This is a genomic window from Gordonia sp. 852002-10350_SCH5691597, from assembly GCF_001665715.1.
Taxonomy (GTDB): domain Bacteria; phylum Actinomycetota; class Actinomycetes; order Mycobacteriales; family Mycobacteriaceae; genus Gordonia; species Gordonia sputi.
Map to the genome: position 1 here is coordinate 1 of NZ_LZMO01000213.1, position 14,716 is coordinate 14,716.

The following is a 14,716-nucleotide window of genomic DNA, read 5'->3' on the forward strand; positions in this document are numbered from 1 at the left end:
CGGGCCCGACTGCGAAACGGCCGCCCCCGCTGGTCGAGCGGGCGCGAGCGCAGCGAGCACCCAGGTCGAGACCACTGCGCCCGGCGGGTGATCTCGACAGGCTCGATCAGCGGGTTGGGGCTCGATCAGCGGGTGGGCTCCGACCAGCGGGCCGGGCCCGACTGCGAAACGGCAGCCCCCGCTGGTCGAGCGGGCGCGAGCGCAGCGAGCACCCAGGTCGAGACCACTGGGCGCGGCGGGTGATCTCGACAGGCTCGACCAGCGGGGCGCCCGGCCCGCTGATCGGACCCCGTGCGACACCTTGCCCGACGCCCACCAAACCCTCACACCGCAGCGCGCGTACACAACTCGGTCGTCAGCGCGACGCCGAGACAATAATCTCCTCGGCGCCCCGCTCACGTCACGATTGTGTACGCACCCCGGCTCCAGCCAGACCTTGCGACCCGCATGCACGGCAGCATCACGGCCAGGCTAGATGTGTGTCGAACCGAAGGATATGTGTGCTGCAGCACCCACATCTTTCGATACGACACACATTTCTCGATATGAGTGCGCCCGCGACGCGTCGAACACGTTGTGCGGTGGCCGGAGCCGTTCCAAACAACGGCGCTCAGCCGGCGTCCTTGGCCATATCCATCACCACGCGGCCCTCGATCTTGCCGTGCTCCATCTCGTCGAACACCGCGTTGATGTCGGTCAGACTGCGGACCGAGTAGGTGGGCGTGATCTTGCCCCGCGCGTAGAAATCGAGCGCCTCACTCATGTCCTTGCGGGTTCCGACGATCGAGCCGCGCACGGTCAACCCGAGCAGCACCGTGCTGAAGATGTCGAGCGGGAACTGATCCGGCGGAAGACCGACCAGGACGACGGTCCCACCGCGACGCAGCGCGCTGATCGCTTGCGGAAACGCGTGCTTGTTGACGGCCGTGACGAGTGCACCGTGAACGCCGCCACCCGTGGCCTCCTGCAGTTCGGCGCCCGGGTCGGCAGACGTCGCGGCATTGACCGTGATCTCGGCGCCGTGATGGCGGGCGAGTTCGAGCTTCTCGTCGTCGACGTCGAAGGCCGCCACCCGACGACCCATCGCGATCGCATACTGCACCGCGATGTGCCCGAGTCCGCCGATACCGGAAATCAGCACCCACTCACCGGGTTTGGTGTCGGTGCACTTCAGTCCCTTGTACACGGTGACGCCCGCGCACAGGATCGGGCCGACGGCGGCGAGATCGGCACCTGACGGGATGATGGGACAGTAGCGTGAGTCGACGAGCATATAGCGGCCGAATGAACCGTCGACCGAGTACCCGCCGTTCTTCTGGTTAGGACACAGTGTCTCCCAACCGGTTTCGCACCATTCGCATTCGCCGCAGGCACTCCACAGCCACGCGTTTCCGACGACGTCGCCCACCTTGATACGGGTAACGTCGTCGCCGACAGCAACGACGGTCCCGACTCCCTCATGGCCCGGCACGAAGGGCGGCTCCGGCTTGACGGGCCAATCTCCGTGCGCCGCATGGAGATCGGTGTGGCAGACGCCCGTGTAATCGACGCGCACCAGCGCCTCGTTTCCAGTGGGAGTCGGAACGTCGATCGAGTCGACAGTCAGCGGCTTGGTGAAGTCATGGACGACGGCTGCGCGCATCGTCGAAGGGGTTTGCGAGGATGTGGTCATTGTGCTCTCCTGCACGGTCTTTGCACGTCTCGACGTTCGGACGCGGTGGCATCAGCCGTATCGTCCTTATCCCGCCCCAGAGGATTCGCATGACGCCCACGTCCTTGCCGCCGGCGACGATCCGCCGACCCACCCGACACACGTACCCTCAATGCCGTTATATCAGCGATACGCACGACGCCGCGCGGTTCGTTACAGTTCTGCCACCCCGAAACCCTACAGGCGAGACCCAGTCGCTCGAACTGCGTACGGGCTCGGGCGCAGTCCAAGTCATGATCGGTGCGTACGCGCTGAACACTCCGGTACGAGTTCTTCAGGGCTACGGGTTCGGCGGCTGGGTGATCGTTCCCTGACAAGTCCGACCGCGGCCCTTGACCACCGGACACCGGCCGTGAGCGATCTACTGCTGCCCGAGTCCCCGCTGCATCGCACGCTGGACTCGGGCAGCTTCACGTTTGGCGTACGGATTTGCTTGTCCTGCACGTGATCCGGCGAGTTTCGCACCGATGTGCTCGCCCACCGTGATCGGCGAGTACCGGCTTCCGGCGCCGACGCACGACGGAAGTGTGGAGATCGTCGCGTCGATGTTGCCGTCGTGAAAGTAGGCGGCGGAGCGTCGGCGTTCGATACTCCCGTCGACGATCGGCGGCTTGACCCGATGCAGCGTCGACATCCAGCGCTCATTGGTCCAGCGGGCCATCAGATCACCGAGGTTGATCAGTAATGCCCCGTCCTCGGGAGCGACGTCGTGCCACTGTCCGTTGCCGTCGAGCACCTGCAGACCGCGCACCCGGTCGGCCCAGAGCACGGTGACGATGCCGTAGTCGGTGTGCTCCCCCATGCCCGTCAGCTCGCCGTCGAGCTCAACCTCGCCGGGCGGCAGCGCGTAGTTGTTCATGCGCAGCACGTCGAGTGAGTGGTCGGTGTAGCCGTCGAAGAAGTCGGGCGGGAGGTCCAGGGCGTCGGCGAAGATCTTGGTCAGGGTGTGCGCGACCCGTCGAGCCTCGGCAAAGTATGTCGACACCGCGGCCTCGAAGTGGTCGACCTGCGGCCAGGTGTTGTCGGCGTACTGGTCGTCGGGGAGCTCGAGATCTGGGTACTCCTTGGCTTCGACGCCGACGTTGTATGCCTCGAAGAAGTCGTTCATGCGATTCGCTGATTCGACGCCGAGCGACAACGAGAGTGATTCGGACTTCGGCGGCGCGTACCCGCGATTGATCTCCGGCGGGGTGCGATACGCCTTCTTCTGGTCGAGGGGTAGCGCGAAGAAATCGTCGAGCACCGCGGTGAACTCGTCGATCACGGCCGATGGAATCTCGTGCCCCACAATCTGCATGAAGCCCACCGAACTGGCGGCGTCGTCGATCTGCGCGGCGACGACGGCTTTGTCGGCGGCGCTACCGCCCGCGATATACGGCGTGATGTCGATGAGCGGGACACGAAAGCCGCTGCGCGATTCCCCGACGGTGACAGTCATGCGCTCCATCTTGGCATCGAAATCTCTGATCCGCTGGTCAGGGCATCGTCGACGATCTCGACGCTCAGCCCTGGCCTTCGGCCCGTTCGGTGATGGTGCGCCCGATGCGATATCGCACGAATGCCGGAACCACAAGCGCGGCAAGGACTGTGCCGATCACGACGAGCACACCACCACCGGTCGTGGTGAGTGCGACGCCGATCGACACCGCGACCGCGCCATGCACGACGTCGGCGATTCGCGGACCACCGGCGACGACGACGATGAACACGCCCTGCAGTCGACCGCGCACGTCGTCGTTGGCCGCGGCCAACAGGATCGACTGACGGAATGCCGCCGACGCCATGTCGGCGGCACCACCGATCATCAGCAGCACCAGGGCAACCGGGAGCCACGGCATTGCGCGACCATGAGCAAATCCCACCGCGATACCCGCACCGGCGATCGCGACGCCCCAAATAATGACGCACACAATGACAGCCAGGCCCTGCCGTTGGACGCGGCTCACCCATCCGGAGAAGACACCGCCGATCACGGCACCGGCAGGGATTGATGCGAACAACAGCGCGAACGCCCAGCCGCCGTCGATCGGCCCGCCGAAGTTCTCGTGGGCCATCTGCGGAAACAGCGCCCGCGGCATACCGAAGATCATGGCAATGAGGTCGACCACGAACGACACCATCAGGATCTTGTGCGCCCCGAGATAGCGCAGACCGTCGATGACCGAGCGAAGCCCGGGCACCTTGGGCGCGTCGCCACTGAGTGGCCGCAGCGCGGGCAACATCACGACTGCCGCGAGCGTCGGTACCAGGAAGATGGTGTCGAGGAGATAGAGGAGCGGATAGCCGAGTATCGGGATCAGTGCGCCACCGACGAGCGGCCCGGCTATCGCGCCGGCCTGCATGACCGTCATGTTCAACGACAGCGCTGCCGGCAACTCTTCGTCGGGAAGCAGTCTCGGCAGAACTGCCGTACGCGTGGGCTGGTTGACCGCGAAGAATGCCTGCTGAATCGCGAAGAGCGACAGGATAATCCAGACATTCCCGACACCGAAGGCCGACTGCGCCCAGAATGCCGCACTGCACGCGATCAGTCCTATCGTGGTGCAGATCAACAAGATTCGACGATCCAGCACGTCGGCGAGCGCCCCGCCCCACAGACCGAAGATGACGAGTGGCACCAAACCGAAGAGTCCGGTGAGTCCCACATATGCGGAACTGCCTGTGATGGTGTAGATCTGGGCCGGTACCGCGACGATCGTCAGTTGAGCGCCGATGACGGTGACGATGTTCGCCACCCAGAGACGCCGAAAGTAGATATTGCGCAGAGGCGTCGTATCGGCGAGCAGGCGGGGCACCGAAGCAGTTTAGCGACACGTACTACCAGCGAGTGAATCCCGTTGGCGTATTACCTACTGGGCGGCCGGGCCCTGCGTCGCCTGCGCGAGAGCCTGCAACGACACCCATGTCGCCGGGAGGAACTTCTCCTGCGCAACGCGGCCCATTGCCAGCCCGCTGCCGAGCACCGGCTCGTAGTCGAATCCGACGACGGCAGCCACGCTCGCGCCGACGGTGTCGATCAGCAGTGTCCGGAGCGACGCCTGATTCGGTAGCGGAATGGGGTTGTTGAGCACGACGACGGACCGTTCGAGCACGCCCGCCTTGTGCCACTCGGACAAGAACGGGCGCGCCCGGTTGAGGAGATCAGGCCGTACATTGAGCACGATCACCGGCGTGACCTTGTCGACCAATACGTCGTCGGTGAGATCGGCAAGTGATGTGAGTAGACGCGCACCGGCGTCGACGACCGGCACGGCGCCGTTGCCCCAGACTTCCTCGACCGTGTCGACCACCGATGCTCCTTCGGCGGCGAGGTGGAGGCCGGTACCGAGTTCGCTTCGCAGCAACGACGGGTCGCCACGTCCCTGTAGCCGCAACTCGATATCGCAGTCGTTGCCCGATGCGTCAACCCACCACGACGCGGCGCCGAGCGTCGTCGCCGCTCGATATTCAGCGAGAAGAGCTGAGATCACCGACGTTCCGACACCACCGGCAGAGCCCACCACGACGACCGCGTGTGGCATCGCGGCCGCCTGTTGAGTTGCTCCCTGCACGCTGGTGTCGGACATGTCGATCAGCGGCCTGCTGCGTGCCGACCCACCTTGGCGACGGCGGGTGCTGCTTCGTCGGACTGAGATACGTCTGTCTTGGTCGCGTCCGCCGGGGCGTCGACTGTCGCTGCCACCGGAGTCGACTGTGCCGCAACGCCTTCCGTGGCCGCTGCATCGTCGGGCAGTGCGTGGCGACCCACGGCCTCCTGGGGCCAGTTGACCTCGGAGCCGGGAACCTGAGCGTCGAGACTGCCCGTCATCTGCTTGGTCAGCTCGCGGAAGTGCTTCTCGAGCGCAGCGCCGAGCGGCCCGAGTGCCTTGTACGGCGCCTGCGCCTGCTCTGCCGACCACGTGGTGGTCTGGTTGCCAACCTTCACGTTGACATCGCCGCGATAGTTGACCACGTAGTCGACGCCGGGCAGCCCCTGTTCGGCGGCTGACTCAGCAGGAACCGACAACTCGAACTGGTTGATGCTGGGATCGACCGGCTCAGGCTTGGCGTGCTTGGGCTGCTTGGGATTTCCGTTCTCGTCGAGCTTCCAGGGCTCCTGCGGGTGCGCACCCGGATCGCCTGCGCCGAGCGTGTACGCGGCGATGCCACCGATGGTGCCGCCGATCGTCGCGCCGAGGGCGGCTCCGCCGACAGCGCCTGCTGCCGCTCCGCCTGCCATGCCGATCGGGAGGCCGATGAGAGCGCCGACGGCGCCCCCCGAGAGTGTTCCCACGCCGGGCACCGAAACCGGGGTCAGGGCAACGGCGCCGACACCGGCACCGACGCCCGCACCGACCGCTGCGCCCGGGAGCACGCCGACAAGCGCTCCGGGAATGACACCGGCGGCAGCACCTGCGGTACCACCGATGGCCACGCCGATGATCGTGGCCGCGGCCTGACGCGACGCTTTGTCCTTCGGCACGCCGAGGGAGATCAGGTTCTGGGCGATCTTGGCCTCACCGTAGGCCGACCACGCGTTGATGGAGTTGACATCCTTGTCCGACATGCCGTCGGGTATGTCGGTCACGAAGTTTCCGACGCGAATCTTGTTGGGCGGCGGCGCAATCGGACGCACCGGCGCAACGGGCTTCGGCGCCTGGAGCGGCGCGTCGGGTACGGGGCTGTAGTACGTGCTGTAGCCGGGGTCGGTGTAGCCCGACTCCTCATACTGCGGGGCAGCGGTGTACGGCTGGTAAGGAGCTTCTTGGGGCGGGGCCGGGATCGAACCAGCACCGGGGACGTTGATCGGCGCGGATGGTTCGGGCGCCGGCGTCGGAGCCGTACCGCCCTGTTGGGGTGCGGTATCGGTCGGCGCGGTGCCACCCTGCTGCGGCACGGAATCGTTGGGGTTCGTTCCGCCCTGTTCCACAGCTGCCGCCGAACCGGCACCCAACGCAGTCGCGATGGAGGCGACAAGAACCGCAGAGGTGACCGCCGTCTTCATCGAAGGTCGGCGTACGTCCAATGCTGCTTCGCGTGTCCGGTTCTTGGCTGACCGTGTCATCGTCGCGTTGTCCCCCTCATTACTTCTCGACCTGAGACCGAGAACCCCGAATAGTGGCGTTGAAAATCAGTTTTCAGACTTGATCGACGTGATCCAGTACTTGCCACCGGCCTGCACAGTACTGATGGTCTGCTGGTAGACGATCGGCGCCCCGCCATTCGGCGGAGTCTCGGTGAGCGTCACACCATAGGTGTTGTTCCCTTGATCAGTGATCGAGAGGCAGTGACTGGTGCCGACGCCGCGTTGGTCGATGAACTTCTGCATGACATCGACAGCAGCGACCGCGTTCGGCGTCGTCACAGCTTTGGCTTTCTGAGCGCTTTTGTCGACGTAATACGCATAGTTGAACGCCTTGATCACGTTGGGGCCCGAACTCTGGTCTCCCGCACCAGCTCCCGTGGTCACGGCGCCATTCACGCTGGCAGGGCATATGATAGACGCAGTGGTGCTTTCTGTCGGACCGACTGGCGACGGCCGCGCAGTGGTCGACTCGCGTTCGTCGGACCCCGACAGAGCGACACCGAGAACAGTTGCGATCACCGCGATTACGAGGATCCCTGCCCCCGCGCCGACGAGTGTTCCTCGCCTCTTGTGCCAGGTGCGCGGACCTGCCGCGTTCTCTCGCTTCTGGCGAGTGTCCTCGCGCAAGCGTTCGGCCTGGGAGGTGAGGAAGGCGTCGAGCTCCTGCGAGGGAGAGGCTGACCCGGATTCCTCGCTCGACGAAGCGGTATCCGAACCGGCGACTTTCGAGGCCACCAATACACTCGACGACTCGCGCGCGAGTTCGTGCATCGGAGTCGTACCCGAGGTAGGCCACGGCGGGAGGTCGGCAAACCACTGCTCGAGATCGCTCTCGCTCAACCAGCCCTCCCCAACTGTCGCAACCACTCCCCGAACATGCTGCCGCGAAGCTTAACGCATGCGAAGAACTTGGTCACGAAAACACGGTCCCCTGTGGACCGGCAGATGGGTCTTGTCGTACCGCCCGCTTGGCTCCCGCCCCTGTGACCTTGGCGAAAGCTCTACGGCTGCAACCGAGCCGACCGCCAGCAACCGTCGATCATGGTCAACCGCACCCGGTTGTGCAGTCGGTTGGCTCGGCCCTGCCAGAACTCGACGAAGACCGGTTCGATTCGGTACCCACCCCAATTCGACGGCGTGGGTACTGGATCGCCGTCGTCGAATCCGCCGAACTGCTCGGCGACCGACGCCGCCTTGGCTTCGAGCTCGGCACGGCTACCGATCTCGCGTGACTGTTCCGACGCGTAACCCGACAATTGAGAGCCGCGCGGGCGGTTGTTCCAATACGCCTGCGTCTCGGCGTCGCTGACCTTGGTCACAGGCCCGCGAAAGTGAACCTGTCGTTCCAATGCGATCCATGGAAACGTCACGGCGGCAAAAGGGTTGGCGGCGAGGTCGTGCCCCTTGTCAGACTCGTACCCGGTGAAGAACACGACGCCCCCGGCGTCGACTCCCTTGCACAGCACGGTCCGTGTGGCCGGAAGTCCGTTCACGTCGACTGTTCCGAGCACCATCGCGTTGGGTTCGGGGATGCGCGCGGCAACGGCTTCGCGCAACCACACAATGAACAGTTCGAGCCACGGCGGCTCACCGTCGAGCCAGCTCGGATCGAGATTGTCCCGCACCCCGTCTGCGCCAGCCGCTCGATCGCCGTCGCCGACGTTGGGTGGGATGCCGCCGCCGTAACCGACGCGCATACCGGGCAGGTCGATGGGGTCGTTGTCCACGACGCCGACGGTACTCCCCGACCCGACCCGTCACCGCCCATTGGGAGAGGCGTCCCGCTGTGCCGCACCTGATGGAGTGACCTAGAGTGCTGGGGTGGCGCCGCAGCCCCGCGCCACGCACTTCCCACGGTGTTGCGTGGAGAGAGGTGGCCCCTGTGGCGAACAGCATTCCCGACGACTTCGTACCGGGACTCGAGGGCGTCGTCGCCTTCACGACCGAGATCGCCGAACCGGACAAGAACGGCGGTAACCTGCGCTATCGCGGGGTCGACATCGAGGATCTGGTCGAGAACGCCGTCACCTTCGCCGATGTATGGGCCCTACTCGTCGACGGCCGGTTCGGCGACGGACTACCGCCCGCAGAACCATTCCCGCTGCCCATCCACACCGGCGATGTCCGCGTCGACGTGCAGGCCGCGCTGGCCATGCTCGCCCCCATCTGGGGCTACCAGCCACTGCTCGACATCGACGACGCCACCGCACGCGCCAACCTCGCGCGCGCGTCGGTGATGGCGCTCTCGTACGTCGCGCAATCGGCACGCGGCATCCACCAACCCGCAGTGCCGCAACGGATTATCGACGAATGCCCGACCGTCACCGCCCGATTCATGACGCGGTGGAAGGGCGAACCCGACCCGAAACACATCGCGGCGATCGACGCCTACTGGGTGAGTGCAGCCGAGCATGGACTCAACGCATCGACCTTCACTGCGCGGGTGATCGCGTCCACCGGAGCCGACGTCGCGGCGTCGCTCTCGGGAGCCATCGGAGCGATGTCGGGACCGCTACACGGCGGCGCACCGGCGCGGGTGTTGCCGATGATCGAAGAGGTCGAAAAGACCGGTGACGCAAGAGGTTTGGTCAGGGGAATCCTCGACCGCAAAGAGAAGCTGATGGGCTTCGGGCACCGCGTGTACCGAGCCGAGGACCCGCGAGCACGCGTATTGCGCCGCACCGCATCGGAACTCGACGTCCCGCGCTATGAGGTGGCCGCCGCACTCGAGCAGGCCGCGCTGACCGAACTGCGCGAGCGACGCCCGGACCGGGCCATCGAAACCAACGTCGAATTCTGGGCGGCAGTCATCCTCGACTTCGCCGAGGTACCACCCCACATGATGCCGGCGATGTTCACCTGCGGGCGCACCGCCGGCTGGTGCGCACACATTCTCGAGCAGAAGCAGCTCGGCAAGCTTGTCCGCCCCGCGGCGCTCTACACCGGTCCCGCGCCGCGTCGACCCGAGGACGTCGAGGGGTGGGGCGACGTCGTCAAACCGGGGTTGTAAGCGCGCGGGGAGGGGCGGAACGCAGTGGTCGGCACCACATCCCTAGAATTGCGGGCATGAGCGACGTCGCCATCGAATCCATCACCATCCCCGCAGAGCTGCTGCCCTCCGACGGCCGGTTCGGCTGCGGACCGTCGAAGGTGCGCCCCGAGCAACTGCAGTCTCTGGTCGACATCGGAGCGTCGGTGATTGGCACCTCCCACCGCCAGGCGCCGGTGAAGAACGTCGTCGGCTCGATCCGCGCGGGTCTCGCCGACCTGTTCTCGCTGCCCGAGGGCTACAAGGTGGTGCTCTCCAACGGCGGCACCACTGCGTTCTGGGATGCGGCGGCGTTCGGCCTGATCAAGCAGCGTTCGCTGCACCTGACCTACGGCGAGTTCAGCTCCAAGTTCGCGACGGTCGCCAAGAAGGCGCCGTTCCTCGACTCCCCCGCGGTGATCTCCACCGATCCGGGAACCGCACCGGATCCGGCGGCTCTGACCGTCGACGACTTCGGCGGCGTCGACCTCATCGGGTGGGCCCACAACGAGACGTCGACCGGTGTTGCTGTGCCCGTCGTCCGTCCCGCGGGCTCCGACGACGCGCTGATCGCCATCGACGCCACGTCGGGCGCAGGCGGCCTGCCGGTCGACATCGCCGACACCGACGTCTACTACTTCGCACCGCAGAAGTGCTTCGCCTCCGACGGCGGCCTGTGGATCGCGGTGATGAGTCCCGCTGCCCTCGAGCGCATCGACCAGATCGCCCACACCGATCGCTGGTGCCCGGAGTTCCTGTCGCTGCCGACGGCCGTCGACAACAGCGCGAAGAACCAGACGTACAACACGCCTGCACTCGCGACGCTGCTGCTATTCGACAACCAGATCCAGTGGATGCTGGGCAACGGCGGACTCGACTGGTGCGTCGCGCGTACGGCCGACTCCAGCTCGCGCCTGTACTCGTGGGCCGAGGCCAGCGAGTTCGCGACACCGTTCGTCGCCGACCCGGCGCTGCGCAGCCAGGTCGTCGGAACGATCGACTTCACCGACGACGTCGACGCCGCGCAGGTCGCAAAGGTGCTGCGCGCCAACGGGATCGTCGACACCGAGCCGTACCGCAAGCTCGGGCGCAACCAGCTCCGCATCGGCATGTTCCCGGCGATCGAGCCCGACGATGTCAGCACCCTGACCGCCGCGATCGACTACGTCGTCGGCAAGCTCTGACGTTTTCCGCACAGACGCGGCTCGAGTTGGCAGACGCGGTTGGTACACCGACCGCGTTTGCACGTTCGGGCCGCGTCTGGCGCTTGCAGGGCCGCACGTTTGGGTGCGACCTGCGGATTTGCCGCGTGTCCCGACCGTCCCACGCGTGTCTGTGGTCTAACCTGACGACAATGCCCGCACTCATGGCCACCAGAGGAGGAGCAGATGATGCGTGAACTTCGGGTCGTCGGCGTCGACGTCGACGGCTCGCATGTCATCTGCCAGGACACCGAATCCGGTGAGCGTTTCAAGCTCGACGCCGACGAGCGGCTCCGCGCGGCCGCCCGCGGTGACCTCTCCCGCCTCGGACAGATCGAGATTGAAATGGAATCGTCGCTGCGCCCCCGAGAAATCCAGTCCCGCATCCGTGCGGGCGCGAGTGTCGAGGAGGTCGCGGCAGTCGCCGGAGTGCCGAAGGACAAGATCGAGCGCTTCGCCCACCCGGTGCTGCTCGAACGTCAGCGCGCGACCGAACTCGGCGCACTCGCCCACCCCATCCGCCACGACGGACCGTCGACCGAGACGCTCGGCGACACGGTGACCGAGGGACTCGCCGCGTACGGCCAGAACCCCAACGAAGCGACCTGGGACGCCTGGAAGGGCGACGACGGTCAGTGGGTCGTTCAGGTCAACTGGCAGGTCGGGCACACCGAGCATCATGCGCACTGGCGCTTTTCTCCCGGCTCGCACGGCGGAACCGCCGTTCCGCTCGACGATCTCGCCGAGGAGCTCATCCACCCCGAGACCATCGAACCGCGACGTCGACTCATCCCGGTGAGCACTCCGACGATCACGCCCGCCGACGACGACCACGAGGAAGTCACTTTCGACGCCAACGCGTTGATCGGGGCTCAGCGCTCGCGGCACGTCGAGGTGCGGGTGGAGCGCGACACCTACACCCTCGACTTCGGGATCGACGACGACGCCGCGCAGGAGCCGACGGTCGTCGACGAAGCCCCGGCCACGGACACCGACCGCGGCACTCAGGACGCACCCACGAGCCCAGACACGTCGACGTCGAGCACCGACGACAAGCCGACCGAGCATCGTCGTCGCAAGTCACGCAAGCCCGCAGTGCCCGCCTGGGAAGACGTGCTGCTCGGCGTGCGCAGCAACGGGAACAGCTGAGCACCGGCCTCCATGTCCGCACGCGCAGTCACTCTGTGGTTCATCGACACCGACACTCCCGTCGACGTTCTCCGATCCGGCGTCACCAACGATGTCGACGCGGCCAAGAAGCTGGCGTCGGCAATCTACGGCGACAGCGTCCTCGTCCCGTCCGTCGACACCAACCTCGCCGCGGCGATGGACTCCGACGACTCACAGGTGTACGCGGGTTTCTACGGCCCACTGACCGTGGTGTCGTGTTCGCTGTTCGCGACGTCGAAGCCGTCGACTTTGACGCGCACCGTCGAGACCATTCGCACCGCGGCGTCGATTCCCGAGAGCGCCGCGGCAGTACTGCTCTACACCGAACCCGAATCTGCGACAGGCGTTTTCGCTCGGTGGGAAGGCGGAACGCTTCGACGCTCGTTTGCCGCTGATCCCGTCAGCATCATCGAAGACGACGGCCTGCCGTACCCGTTCGAGAAGCCGTTCTGGGGAGGTGAGCATCCGCTGCGGTACGCACCGGGTGTCGCACCCGATCCGCTGGCGTTGCCGTTCCATCCGCAGCAGCTCGCCGAGCAGGGCAACCGAGAGTGGTTGGGGTTCCGGTTCACCCGGCCGCTCGCACCGAGCGACCTGGAGCCATTGACGATTCCCGTCACCGGATTCGCCATCCGGCCCGCAGACTACGAACCGACCGAGGCCGACGACGAGCGCTACCGCGAGGCCAGCACCACGGCCGCTGCGGCCACCGCTGCCGCAACCGCAGCCGCGGCGAGCGCGCGCGAACAGGCACTGCAGGCCGAGCCTGCGCCGGAACCGCGGCCCGTCGTCGACTCTCCGCCTGAGGCGCCTGCTCCGGTTCCCGGGGACACGCCCGCCGTCGGCATCCCGATCGCCGAACCGATCGCTTCGGCACCGGTGGAGGGGGCTGGGGCCGTGGGAACGGGGGCCGAGGGGCAGGACGAACCCGTGGTCGAGGCCGAGGTCGTCGATGCCGAGGTGGTCGAGCCTGGAGTGGTCGAGCCTGGGGCGAGTCGGCCAGGAGCGCTCGAGTTCGGGCCGCGTGACGCGCCGGGAACCGCGGCCGTGGAAGATGCTGTCACCGCGCCGGTTCCGTCGGTGTCGTCGAATGGTGTCGGCGGGGCAGGGAACGTCGAAGCAGCGAACGTCGATCAAGCAGGGCTACCCGCAGAAGGCGAGTACGTCGACGAGTCGGCCGGCTGGACGCGCCGCGTCGCGCGGTATTTCGGCTTCGGCGCCGATAAATAGGCCGTTCGGGTAGGACAGTCGGGCCGACCAGCAGCCCAGGTCAGGGGTCCAGGTCAGGGGTTCAGGAACGCCAGCGCGATCGACGACCCGACTCCGGCGAGAAAACCGATCATCGAGCCCCACACGATCCACCGCCACACGGGTCGGTCGCGTAATGGCCAGAGTGTCCAGCCGAGTCCTCCCGCGACGAGGATCGTTACGGTGACTCCGATCCAGCGAGCTGCCGCCGACCACGGCGTGATGTCGGCGACGAGCGTGTAGAGGCCGACGAGGAGTAGCGAGCAGTAGATCGCACACGTCGTCGCGACGAACAGTCCGCTCGCCCACGGCGTCGGTTCGCCGCGGTCCATTCCCACCGACGACAGAGCTGGCGCGGTCGGGTCGTCGAACTCGGCGAGGCTCACCGATCTATCGTCCCTGATCGGACACGCTCGTAAAAGGCGATCGCCGCTGCGGTCGCGACGTTGAGCGAATCCGTGCCCCTGCTCATCGGAATGCGTGCCGCGACGTGGGAGCCCCGGATGGCGGTCTCGCTGAGGCCGGGACCCTCGGCTCCGACGAGTACGGCCACCTTGTCGGCGGAGACCGCGTCGGCGAGCGGGACCGCGGACTCGCGCGGAGTGAGCGCGACCGTCGTGAAGCCGTGATCGGCGAGGAGGTCGAGCGCGCCGCGCCAGTCGTCGAATCGCGCGTGCGGCACGAGAAGTGCGTGGCCCATCGACACGCGTACGCAGCGTCGATACAGCGGATCGGCGCAGCCCGCACCGAACAGGACCGCGTCGACGCCGAGGCCCGCCGCGTTGCGAAAGATGCTGCCGATGTTCTCGTGGTCGTTGACGCCCTCGAGCACGGCGATGGTCGTGGCGTTCGCGAGCGCGTCGTCGACCTCCAATGCGGCTGGTCTGCGCGCCACGCCCAGCACTCCCCTGTTGAGATGGAATCCGACGATCTCGGCCATCACCTCGGCGCTCGCACGATAGAACGGCACCCCGGACAAGCTCGGGTTCCGCAGGTCGTCGGACAGCTCGCCGAGTCGCTTGTCGACGCCCAGAAAGGCGTGCGGGGTGAACCGCGACGCGATCATGCGTTGAGCCACCAGCACGCCCTCGGCGATCACGAGCCCCTTGCCCGGACGGCCGCCCGGCAGCGTCGGCAGGTCGGGGCGGCGGTCGACGGAGTTGAGGTCGCGGAAGTCGTCGACGCGCAGGTCGGTGGGGTCGTCGATGTCGATGACGTCGACCGCCAGAGAGGGTGTTGAGGCCGCCAGAGGCGGGGCTGAAACAGGCTCGGACACGCGGTCCAGTCTGCCG

At 66.5% G+C, this 14,716-nt stretch carries 13 protein-coding genes; 4 read left to right on the forward strand and 9 right to left on the reverse strand.

The window, feature by feature from the left end:
- Nucleotides 1–610: 610 nt before the first annotated feature.
- The 7 genes from adhP to pdxH all read right to left on the reverse strand — a co-directional run bounded on the left by adhP (nt 611) and on the right by pdxH (nt 8,473).
- On the reverse strand, nt 611–1,672 hold the full coding sequence (gene adhP / locus A5777_RS15420) for an alcohol dehydrogenase AdhP (protein WP_005206626.1): 1,062 nt from the start codon (nt 1,670–1,672) through the stop codon (nt 611–613).
- Nucleotides 1,673–2,072: 400 nt separating this feature from the next.
- Nucleotides 2,073–3,158, reverse strand: coding sequence for an isopenicillin N synthase family dioxygenase (locus tag A5777_RS15425; protein ID WP_064863308.1), 1,086 nt, complete (start codon nt 3,156–3,158; stop codon nt 2,073–2,075).
- Between the two features lie 55 nt (nt 3,159–3,213).
- On the reverse strand, nt 3,214–4,506 hold the full coding sequence (locus A5777_RS15430) for an MFS transporter (protein ID WP_005206629.1): 1,293 nt from the start codon (nt 4,504–4,506) through the stop codon (nt 3,214–3,216).
- A gap of 54 nt (nt 4,507–4,560) precedes the next feature.
- Nucleotides 4,561–5,277 (reverse strand): hypothetical protein, encoded by a 717-nt coding sequence (locus tag A5777_RS15435; protein WP_039855927.1) that lies wholly within the window; start codon nt 5,275–5,277, stop codon nt 4,561–4,563.
- 5 nt (nt 5,278–5,282) lie between these two features.
- Nucleotides 5,283–6,695, reverse strand: coding sequence for a hypothetical protein (locus A5777_RS15440; RefSeq protein ID WP_064863309.1), 1,413 nt, complete (start codon nt 6,693–6,695; stop codon nt 5,283–5,285).
- A 126-nt stretch (nt 6,696–6,821) separates the two neighbouring features.
- Entirely contained in the window at nt 6,822–7,115 is a 294-nt protein-coding gene (locus tag A5777_RS25480) for a hypothetical protein (protein WP_231895083.1), read from the reverse strand.
- A 662-nt stretch (nt 7,116–7,777) separates the two neighbouring features.
- Nucleotides 7,778–8,473: a pyridoxamine 5'-phosphate oxidase gene (gene pdxH, locus A5777_RS15450; RefSeq protein WP_051993886.1), complete on the reverse strand. Its 696-nt coding sequence runs from the start codon at nt 8,471–8,473 to the stop codon at nt 7,778–7,780.
- Nucleotides 8,474–8,658: 185 nt separating this feature from the next.
- Here pdxH and A5777_RS15455 point away from each other — a divergent pair, with 185 nt between their 5' ends.
- The 4 genes from A5777_RS15455 (at nt 8,659) to A5777_RS25835 (ending at nt 13,406) form a co-directional block, all read left to right on the forward strand.
- Nucleotides 8,659–9,786 (forward strand): citrate synthase 2, encoded by a 1,128-nt coding sequence (locus A5777_RS15455; protein WP_005206634.1) that lies wholly within the window; start codon nt 8,659–8,661, stop codon nt 9,784–9,786.
- A gap of 56 nt (nt 9,787–9,842) precedes the next feature.
- The gene (serC, locus tag A5777_RS15460; RefSeq protein ID WP_064863311.1) at nt 9,843–10,988 is read left to right on the forward strand and encodes a phosphoserine transaminase; all 1,146 of its coding nucleotides are present in this window, start codon (nt 9,843–9,845) and stop codon (nt 10,986–10,988) included.
- A gap of 207 nt (nt 10,989–11,195) precedes the next feature.
- Nucleotides 11,196–12,155 carry a septation protein SepH gene (sepH, locus tag A5777_RS15465; protein ID WP_064863313.1) on the forward strand — a complete coding sequence of 320 codons (960 nt, stop codon included), beginning with the start codon at nt 11,196–11,198 and terminating at the stop codon, nt 12,153–12,155.
- Nucleotides 12,156–12,167: 12 nt separating this feature from the next.
- Entirely contained in the window at nt 12,168–13,406 is a 1,239-nt protein-coding gene (locus A5777_RS25835; RefSeq protein WP_064863312.1) for a DUF6928 family protein, read from the forward strand.
- A gap of 53 nt (nt 13,407–13,459) precedes the next feature.
- Here the strand turns inward: A5777_RS25835 and A5777_RS15475 are convergent, their stop codons facing one another.
- Nucleotides 13,460–13,810 carry a DUF2537 domain-containing protein gene (locus A5777_RS15475; RefSeq protein ID WP_231895084.1) on the reverse strand — a complete coding sequence of 117 codons (351 nt, stop codon included), beginning with the start codon at nt 13,808–13,810 and terminating at the stop codon, nt 13,460–13,462.
- The gene (locus A5777_RS15480; RefSeq protein WP_082933694.1) at nt 13,807–14,700 is read right to left on the reverse strand and encodes a TrmH family RNA methyltransferase; all 894 of its coding nucleotides are present in this window, start codon (nt 14,698–14,700) and stop codon (nt 13,807–13,809) included. The genes A5777_RS15475 and A5777_RS15480 overlap by 4 nt, the downstream gene beginning before the upstream one ends.
- Nucleotides 14,701–14,716: the final 16 nt, after the last annotated feature.

Bases quoted from the DNA above. Each gene is read 5' to 3' on its own strand.
- adhP (WP_005206626.1), bottom strand. From the start codon at position 1,672: ATGACCACATCCTCGCAAACCCCTTCGACGATGCGCGCAGCCGTCGTC.
- A5777_RS15425 (WP_064863308.1), bottom strand. From the start codon at position 3,158: ATGGAGCGCATGACTGTCACCGTCGGGGAATCGCGCAGCGGCTTTCGT.
- A5777_RS15435 (WP_039855927.1), bottom strand. From the start codon at position 5,277: ATGTCCGACACCAGCGTGCAGGGAGCAACTCAACAGGCGGCCGCGATG.
- A5777_RS15440 (WP_064863309.1), bottom strand. From the start codon at position 6,695: ATGAAGACGGCGGTCACCTCTGCGGTTCTTGTCGCCTCCATCGCGACT.
- pdxH (WP_051993886.1), bottom strand. From the start codon at position 8,473: ATGCGCGTCGGTTACGGCGGCGGCATCCCACCCAACGTCGGCGACGGC.
- serC (WP_064863311.1), top strand. From the start codon at position 9,843: ATGAGCGACGTCGCCATCGAATCCATCACCATCCCCGCAGAGCTGCTG.
- sepH (WP_064863313.1), top strand. From the start codon at position 11,196: ATGCGTGAACTTCGGGTCGTCGGCGTCGACGTCGACGGCTCGCATGTC.
- A5777_RS25835 (WP_064863312.1), top strand. From the start codon at position 12,168: ATGTCCGCACGCGCAGTCACTCTGTGGTTCATCGACACCGACACTCCC.